A 7,443-nucleotide genomic window follows, 5' to 3' on the forward strand; every position below is an offset into this window, starting at 1 on the left:
CAAAGACGCAACCGGGCTGCAAAACCCGGTCAGAACCGTGACGGCGGCGGAAAGCGATACCTGCAAGACCAGCACCGTGGAGCCGATGTTCAGCGCTGCGGCATGGACGAACCCCGCCACCGGCTGGTCCAAGGCCTCCAATCAGAACATGACGAGCCGGATCAGCAACTCGGAAGTCATCACATCGTCCACCAACGCCAATTCCGACGGCATGCGCTACCTCGCAATGGCCACGGTGATGACGAATGCGCTGATCGATCAGGGCCTTGGCACTGATGCCATGGACGCGGTTTCCTCGCGCGCCATCGGCTATGCGGCGCAGGCGACATCCGGCCTCGTGACGCAACAGAGCCAGCTCGGCCTGTCGCAGGAGCGCGTCGAGAAGGCGAACGACGCTCTCGATGCCCAGGCTGCCATCATCAACAACAAGGTCGTGGACCTCCAAGGTGTTGACCCTGCAGAAGCTTCGACCCTCGTCAAGACCTTGGAAACGCAGCTGGAGACGGCTTACACGATCGTATCGAAAATACAGCAGCTGAGCCTCGTGAATTACCTTTGATGATCAAAGGCGCGCAATACAAAGAAGGATGCATGAATGTATCAATTCTCTTATGCCGAGGTCATGCAAGACTCGGTGACCGACGCAAAAGAGCGGGAGCGGCAAGTTCTCGACCGGTCTATCGAATTGCTCTCGCTGGCGCGCGACAAGGAAAAGTACAGCCGGGAATCCGTTGAGGCATTGTTTTACACCCGGCGTGTTTGGGTGAGTTTTATCGAGGATCTCAAGCATCCCGACAATCAGCTCCAGATCGAGCTGCGGGCCAACCTGATTTCGATCGCAATCTGGATTTTGAAGGAATGCGACAAGATCAGGCGACGCCAATCGAGTAACTATCAAGGCATTATCGACGTTACCACCATCATCAGGGATGGACTTAAATGAAAAGTACACTTCGCATTTCGCTAAAAGCCGGAGAGAGAATCTTCATCAACGGCGCGGTTTTGCGCGTTGACCGCAAGGTCGCGCTGGAATTCCTGAATGATGTGACGTTTCTTCTTGAAAACCATGTTCTTCAGCCGGAAGACGCCACGACGCCACTGCGCCAGCTCTACTTCATCGCGCAGATGATCCTGATTAATCCGGAAGGCAAGGAGCAGTCGACGGCAATGTTCCGCAAGTCGATCACCATGCTTTTGACCTGCTTCAAGAACGAAGAGGTTCTCGCCGAGCTGAAGCGCATCGATGGCCTCGTCTCGACGGGGCGCGCATTCGATGCGCTGAAGGCGATCCGCGCGCTCTACCCGACCGAGGACGGCATCTTGAACAACCAGGAAATGCACCCGGCGATGGTCGAGCAAATCCGCAAGGAGATCGCACCATGGCGGTAGACGGCGTTTCCAGCGTCGGCACGACGTCGACCACGCAGACTGCGCAGCAGAAGGCAACGCTCAACTACGACAACTTCCTGCAGTTGCTCATCGCGCAGATGAAGAACCAGGATCCGACGGATCCGATGGACGCCAGCGAGCAGATGTCGCAGCTCGCAAGCTTTTCGCAGGTGGAGCAGACGATCCAGACCAACACGAAATTGGACACGCTGCTCGCAAGCTCCAGCCTCACCCAGGCAGGCAGCTATATCGGCAAGTACATGACCAGCGCCGACGGCACCGTTAAAGGCACCGTCGCCTCGGTCAAGGTGTATTCCGACGGAATTATCGCGACGACGACGGACGGGAAGAGTATTCTCGTGCAGGCGGGAATCACTCTCGCGGATGAAGCGCCCGCGTCAGACACGTCGTCGTGACCTGACTTTCAACGCAATAATGGTCCGGCCACTGAGGGGCGGACCGAAAGGCGATATGAGGTTGCCTGACGATGAATGAAGCCGATGCACTCGACCTTTTTCAGGCGGCCATCTGGACCGTTTTGATCGCAGCCGGCCCTGCGGTCGCTGCTGCCATGATTGTTGGCCTCGTCATCGCACTGATCCAGGCGCTGACGCAGATTCAGGAAGCGACGCTCACCTTCGTTCCAAAGATTGTCGCCGTTCTCATTACAGTCGGCATTTCCGCACCGTTCGTCGGTTCCCAGATCTCCATTTTCACCGACATGGTCTTCTCGCGCATCCAGTCTGGCTTCTGAGCTACCTTCGCGCAAGCTTCGCCGGTTAATTCTCGATCCGAATTGGGCAGGGCATACCTGCCTCCTCTCATGAAGAGACGGAATCGAAATGGCGCAACCACCTGCACTCCCCCTTCCGAAATCTGCTCCGAGTCTTCGTGATGTCGGTTTTGCCCTCGGCATCATGGTCATCATCTGTGTGCTCTTCCTGCCGATTCCGCCGTTTCTGATCGACTTGGGGCTGGCGTTTTCGATCGCGTTTTCCGTTCTGATCCTGATGGTTGCCCTCTGGATTCAGAAGCCTCTCGAATTTTCGTCCTTCCCGACCATCCTGCTGATCGCGACCATGACGCGACTGTCGCTGAACATTGCAACGACGCGCGTGATCCTTTCGCATGGCAATGAGGGTCATGACGCCGCCGGCGGCGTAATCGCCGGTTTTGCAAGCCTGGTGATGTCCGGCGATTTCGTGATCGGTCTGATCGTGTTCCTGATCCTGATCACCATCAATTTCATTGTCATCACCAAGGGTGCGACGCGTATCGCTGAAGTCGGCGCGCGTTTCACCCTGGATGCGATCCCCGGTAAGCAGATGTCGATCGACGCCGATCTTTCCGCGGGCATCATCGACGAGAAGGAAGCGCAGCGCCGCCGTAAGGAGTTGGAGGAGGAAAGCTCGTTCTTCGGTGCCATGGATGGTGCCTCCAAGTTCGTCCGCGGCGACGCGGTTGCCGGCCTCCTTATTACCTGCATCAATATTTTTGGCGGCATCATCATCGGCTATTTCCGCCATGACATGCCGATTTCCGAAGCGGCCGACGTTTTCGTCAAGCTCTCGGTCGGCGACGGCCTGGTCGCCCAGATGCCGGCGCTTATCGTTTCCTTGGCGGCCGGCCTTCTCGTTTCGCGCGGCGGCACCATCGGCTCGACCGACCAGGCCGTCGTCAATCAGCTGAGCGGTTATCCGCGCGCGCTTTCCGTTTCCGCCGTGCTGATGGCGGTCCTGGGCCTGATGCCCGGCTTGCCGACAGTCCCCTTCCTGTTCCTCGGCGGCCTCATGGCGTTCGGTGCGTGGTTCATTCCGAGGCAGATAGAAGCAGAGAACAAGGTCCGCCGCGAGCAGGAGGAAAAGAAGGTCGTTCAGACCAAGGAGCTCGAAAAGGACTCGGTCAAATCGGTGCTGCGCACCTCCGAAATCGAACTCGCGCTCGGCAAGATGGTGTCGACACGCCTCCTCGGCGCACACCAGGAACTCGCCTTCCGGGTCGGCAAGATGCGCAAGAAATTTGCAACGCAGTATGGCTTCGTCGTTCCGGAGATCAAGGTCACCGACGATATCAGCATTCCCGAGAAGTCCTACCAGATCCGCATCCACGGCACGACGGTGGCATCGAACGCGTTGCGTGTCGGCGAAGTGCTGGTCGTCACCGGCTCCGGCCGCAAGCCGCGCATTCCAGGAGACGAAATCCGCGAACCGGCTTTCGGCATGCCGGCGGTTTCCATTCTTGAGGCTTTCGCCGAGGACTTGAAACGCGAAGGTTTCCAGCCGATCGACAACGTCTCGGTGGTCCTCACCCACATGAGCGAGGTCATCCGCAACAACTTGCCGCAGCTTCTCTCCTACAAGGACGTGAAGGTTCTCATCGACCGTCTCGATCCCGAATACAAGAAGCTTGCAGACGAGATCTGCACCTCGCATATGTCGTATTCGGGCCTGCAGGCCGTCCTCAAGCTGCTGCTTGCCGAGCGCGTCTCGATCCGTAACCTGCATCTGATCCTGGAAGCCGTGGCCGAGCTCGCGCCGCATGTCCGCAAGACCGAGCAGATCGTCGAGCATGTGCGGATCCGCATGGCACAGCAGCTCTGCGGCGACCTTGCGGACAATGGCGTGCTGCGCGTCCTGCGGCTCGGCAGCAAGTGGGACATGGCCTTCCACCAGGCGCTCAAGCGCGACAACAAGGGCGAGGTCGTCGAATTCGACATCGACCCGCGCAGCCTTGAGGAGTTCAGCGAGCAGGCAACGAAGGTTATCCGTGAATTCATGGACCGCGGCCTGCCATTCGCCCTTGTCACATCGCCGGAAACACGCTCCTATGTGCGCATGATCATCGAACGGCTGTTCGCCACGCTTCCGGTTCTTTCGCACGTCGAACTGGCCAAGGGCATCGAGATAAAGATTTTGGGCTCTATTTCATGATTTCCGACCCGCAAGGGACTGTTCTGGCGCTCTTCCTGGTTTTCTGCCGGATCGGCGGCTGTGTCCTTGCAATGCCAGGCTTTTCCTCCGCGCGCGTGCCGGAACTGCTGAGGGTCTTTGTGGCCGGCGGCCTTTCGATCGCCATGCTGCCGGTTCTTTGGGATACGGTTTATCCGGCCGTCAGCAATACGGGCGCGACCTATATCGGGCTCATCGTCAGCGAATCACTAATCGGCGTCATGTACGGCTTGCTGGCGCGGCTCTACACGCTGGGCTTCCAATTCGCCGCCAGCATCATCGCCATGATGGTCGGATACACCTCGCCGGGTGCGGCAGATGTCATCGAGGATTCGGTGGAAACAAGTCTCTCCGGTTTCATCACCTTTGCCGGAATGATGATCCTCTTCATGATGGACTTCCATCATGTCGTGTTCCGGGCGCTGATCGATTCCTACACGACGATGCCCTTCGGCGGCATTGCCGATATGCGCGCCAATCTGATTTCGCTCACCGATACGCTACAATCGACGACCTACATCATGCTCCGGCTCGCAAGCCCGTTCCTCATCTACAGCATGATGTTCAACGTCTCGATCGGCTTCATCAACAAGCTGGCGCCGCAGATTCCCGTGTACTTCATCTCGACGCCCTACATGCTGCTTGGCGGCTTGTTCCTGTTCTATTTCTCGGTTGCTGCCTTGATCAGCCAGTATGCACAATCTTTCCCAAGCGTGTTTATCGGAAGATAGCGAATGGCCGAGAAGACCCGTTCGGAAAAACTGAAGCGGCTCGTCGCAGTCCAGCGGCATCTGGAGCAGATGGCGGAATACGACCTTGCCGAAACGAGCCGCCAGCGCGCCGAGGTCAACCAGTCGATCGACAATGTCGTCATGGCGCTCGGCTCCATGGATCCGGTCCATCGTGCGTTTTCGCAAAGCTATGCCGACCGGTTCGAGCGGCTGAGCACCAAGGACAAGCAGCTGACCGGCATGCAGCAGCTGCACGAGATGCGTCTGCAGCGCGAGCGGGCCAAGGGCGACCGGCTGGAAGAGGGCATGAAGGAAGCCCTTGAAGCCGAACGGCGCGAGGCCGATGACAACGCGGTCTACGATGTCATCGATCAGAAATTTGCAACACCAGCCTCCAGCAAGCTTCAAAAACCATAATCCCTACAACTTAACTTAGAGGATTGTGACATTGGCTATTTCACCCCCGAGTGATCTGGTCCTGGATGTTGTCAAAGCCGCCGACCCGATGGAGGTTCAGGTGGCCCAGGAGAAATTGAAAGCGAGCCGCGCGGCGTTTCGGGCAACGGGGCTTGCCGAGAACGGCGATGGCTTTTCTGCCAAGGTCGACGTGCTTGATGGCGCCACCGGCCTCGACAACGTCAAGAATCGCGCCAAGTCTGAAGAGATTCCGGAAACCTACCGGAAGTTCGAGGCAATGGTGCTTCAGAATTTCATCAAGAACATGCTGCCGAGCGACAGTGAACAGGTCTACGGCAAGGGCGCAACGGGCGACATCTGGAAGGGCATGATGGCCGAGCAACTCGGCAACGTCATCTCCGAAGGTGACGGCGTCGGCATAGCCAAGCAGATGTATAACGAGGCGCTTCGCAAGAAGGAAGGCGCCATCGTGAACGCGTCGGCGGACCAGGATGACCGGAAGGTCGCCTTTAGCATGATCGACGAATTCCAGCGCAAGACATTCGGCACGCCAACGGCGGATGCCAAGATCAATAATGAAGCATAACCGAGGATAAAATGGAAATCATCTCGAATGAATATCGTATCAAGTCGGTCCTCGGCCGCCTGGAAATGATCATTGACAACGAGAACACGCGGATTGGCAGCGACCCGCAGTTCGATCTCAAGGTCTCGAACGCACATAAGAGCCGCTGCCTCTATGAGCTGTCGATGCTCTTCCGCGATACGGACCCGGCCGAGCTTGCTGCGTCGCATCTGGAGCAGCTTCACGGGCTGAAGCAGAAGCTGACGCTGAACGCCCGGCGCGTTGAGGCACATCTCGAAGCCGTTCGTGCGGTTGCCGACCTGTTGAAGAATGCCGTTCAGGATGCGGATGCCGACGGCACCTATTCCCAGGAACAGTTCGTCGCGCGTGATGCCGGATGGTGAAGCTCGTCCTGACAGGCATCTGGGTTTGCGCCATCACGCTTGCTTCGGTCTATTTCTCCGTGAAGCTGGCGACAGCGCCGGCCCCGCCGGCTGATGATTCGAAGCAGAGCCAGCTTGAGCTTGTGAAGGGCGAGACAATCACCGTACCGATTATCGGCGACGGCGCGGTGACTGGTTACTTCCTCGGCCGCGTGTCCTTCATGATGAACAAGGACACCGTGAAGGGTATGACCCTGCCGCTTAGCGAAATGACCACCGACGAGCTTTTCACTCTGCTCGTCGGCAATAAGATGGTCGATATCAGCAAGCTGAAATCCTTCGACCCGCAGGCCTTCCGCGACGCGATCAAGAAAGGCATGAACGAGAAACTCGGCGGCGAATACGTTTCAGAGGTCATGCTGGAGCAGCTCGACTACCTTTCCAAGGAAGACGTGAAGGCCAATGCCTCAGGCCAACAAAAGAAAACGGCCGATCCGGTCAAGATCATCGAGCCGCCGCCACCTGAAGCGGCGAGCGCTGCCCACTAGTTTCGCTGCCTTCGTCTGCGCCGTTCAGGTGAAGCGCAAAGCCGGTCGCGCCCGGTTCGCCCAGCTCAGGGCGTAGCTCCATGCTGGGGATCAGATAGTCTCCGCCATTCTGCTGACGATAGGGGATAGGTGGGGTGGACTCGAGCGTGCGCATCCTCTCACGCAGGCGCTCGGCTGCGCGTTCGAAGCCGGCCTCATCCAGACCATCGACCCTGTAAGCCACGAAAGGCGGAAGAACGGCATAGCCCGGGTAATAGAGGATTCCATGATTGATCGGGAATAGGAGGTCGTCGATCGGTCCGTTGACCCCGCGGGTCGAGTAATGTTCCTCCCAGCCGCCGGTCGTCACAATCAACATGGCCCGCTTGCCCGCCAGAGTCCCTTCGCCATAGCGGTCGCCCCATCGCTTGTCGCTGTGCTCGCCGACGCCGTAGGCGAACCCATAGGCATAGACCCGCGCGG

Annotated in this window: 12 protein-coding genes; 11 read left to right on the top strand and 1 reads right to left on the bottom strand. The window is 58.2% G+C overall.

Annotation, left to right across the window (positions count from 1 at the left end; all coding sequences use genetic code 11):
• The 11 genes from C9413_RS24470 to C9413_RS24520 all read left to right on the top strand — a co-directional run.
• On the top strand, positions 1–559 hold a 559-nt coding region (locus tag C9413_RS24470; RefSeq protein ID WP_281408672.1), incomplete at its 5' end, for a flagellin.
• Between the two features lie 36 nt (positions 560–595).
• A complete protein-coding gene (flaF, locus tag C9413_RS24475; protein WP_022717180.1) occupies positions 596–943 on the top strand; it encodes a flagellar biosynthesis regulator FlaF in 348 nt (115 codons plus the stop codon).
• Positions 940–1,389 (top strand): flagellar biosynthesis repressor FlbT, encoded by a 450-nt coding sequence (gene flbT / locus C9413_RS24480; protein WP_022717181.1) that lies wholly within the window; start codon positions 940–942, stop codon positions 1,387–1,389. The genes flaF and flbT overlap by 4 nt, the downstream gene beginning before the upstream one ends.
• Positions 1,380–1,805: a flagellar hook assembly protein FlgD gene (gene flgD, locus C9413_RS24485; RefSeq protein ID WP_039843983.1), complete on the top strand. Its 426-nt coding sequence runs from the start codon at positions 1,380–1,382 to the stop codon at positions 1,803–1,805. The genes flbT and flgD overlap by 10 nt, the downstream gene beginning before the upstream one ends.
• A gap of 71 nt (positions 1,806–1,876) precedes the next feature.
• A complete protein-coding gene (gene fliQ / locus C9413_RS24490; protein WP_022717183.1) occupies positions 1,877–2,143 on the top strand; it encodes a flagellar biosynthesis protein FliQ in 267 nt (88 codons plus the stop codon).
• Positions 2,144–2,231: 88 nt separating this feature from the next.
• Positions 2,232–4,319, top strand: coding sequence for a flagellar biosynthesis protein FlhA (gene flhA, locus C9413_RS24495; RefSeq protein ID WP_039843984.1), 2,088 nt, complete (start codon positions 2,232–2,234; stop codon positions 4,317–4,319).
• Positions 4,316–5,068, top strand: coding sequence for a flagellar biosynthetic protein FliR (locus tag C9413_RS24500; RefSeq protein ID WP_039843985.1), 753 nt, complete (start codon positions 4,316–4,318; stop codon positions 5,066–5,068). Before flhA ends, C9413_RS24500 begins: the two co-directional genes overlap by 4 nt.
• A gap of 3 nt (positions 5,069–5,071) precedes the next feature.
• Complete coding sequence (locus C9413_RS24505) at positions 5,072–5,485, top strand: hypothetical protein (RefSeq protein ID WP_039843986.1); 414 nt, start codon at positions 5,072–5,074, stop codon at positions 5,483–5,485.
• Between the two features lie 31 nt (positions 5,486–5,516).
• Positions 5,517–6,071: a rod-binding protein gene (locus C9413_RS24510; protein WP_039843987.1), complete on the top strand. Its 555-nt coding sequence runs from the start codon at positions 5,517–5,519 to the stop codon at positions 6,069–6,071.
• 11 nt (positions 6,072–6,082) lie between these two features.
• Positions 6,083–6,454 carry a hypothetical protein gene (locus C9413_RS24515; protein ID WP_039843988.1) on the top strand — a complete coding sequence of 124 codons (372 nt, stop codon included), beginning with the start codon at positions 6,083–6,085 and terminating at the stop codon, positions 6,452–6,454.
• A complete protein-coding gene (locus tag C9413_RS24520; RefSeq protein WP_039843989.1) occupies positions 6,448–6,981 on the top strand; it encodes a membrane protein in 534 nt (177 codons plus the stop codon). Before C9413_RS24515 ends, C9413_RS24520 begins: the two co-directional genes overlap by 7 nt.
• Here the strand turns inward: C9413_RS24520 and C9413_RS24525 are convergent.
• Positions 6,938–7,443: NAD(P)H-dependent oxidoreductase (locus C9413_RS24525; protein WP_170251014.1), on the bottom strand; the 506-nt coding region annotated here is incomplete at its 5' end. The two genes, C9413_RS24520 and C9413_RS24525, sit on opposite strands and share 44 nt — an antisense overlap.

This window comes from Rhizobium sp. SEMIA 4085 (genome assembly GCF_013004495.1).
Classification (GTDB): domain Bacteria; phylum Pseudomonadota; class Alphaproteobacteria; order Rhizobiales; family Rhizobiaceae; genus Rhizobium; species Rhizobium gallicum.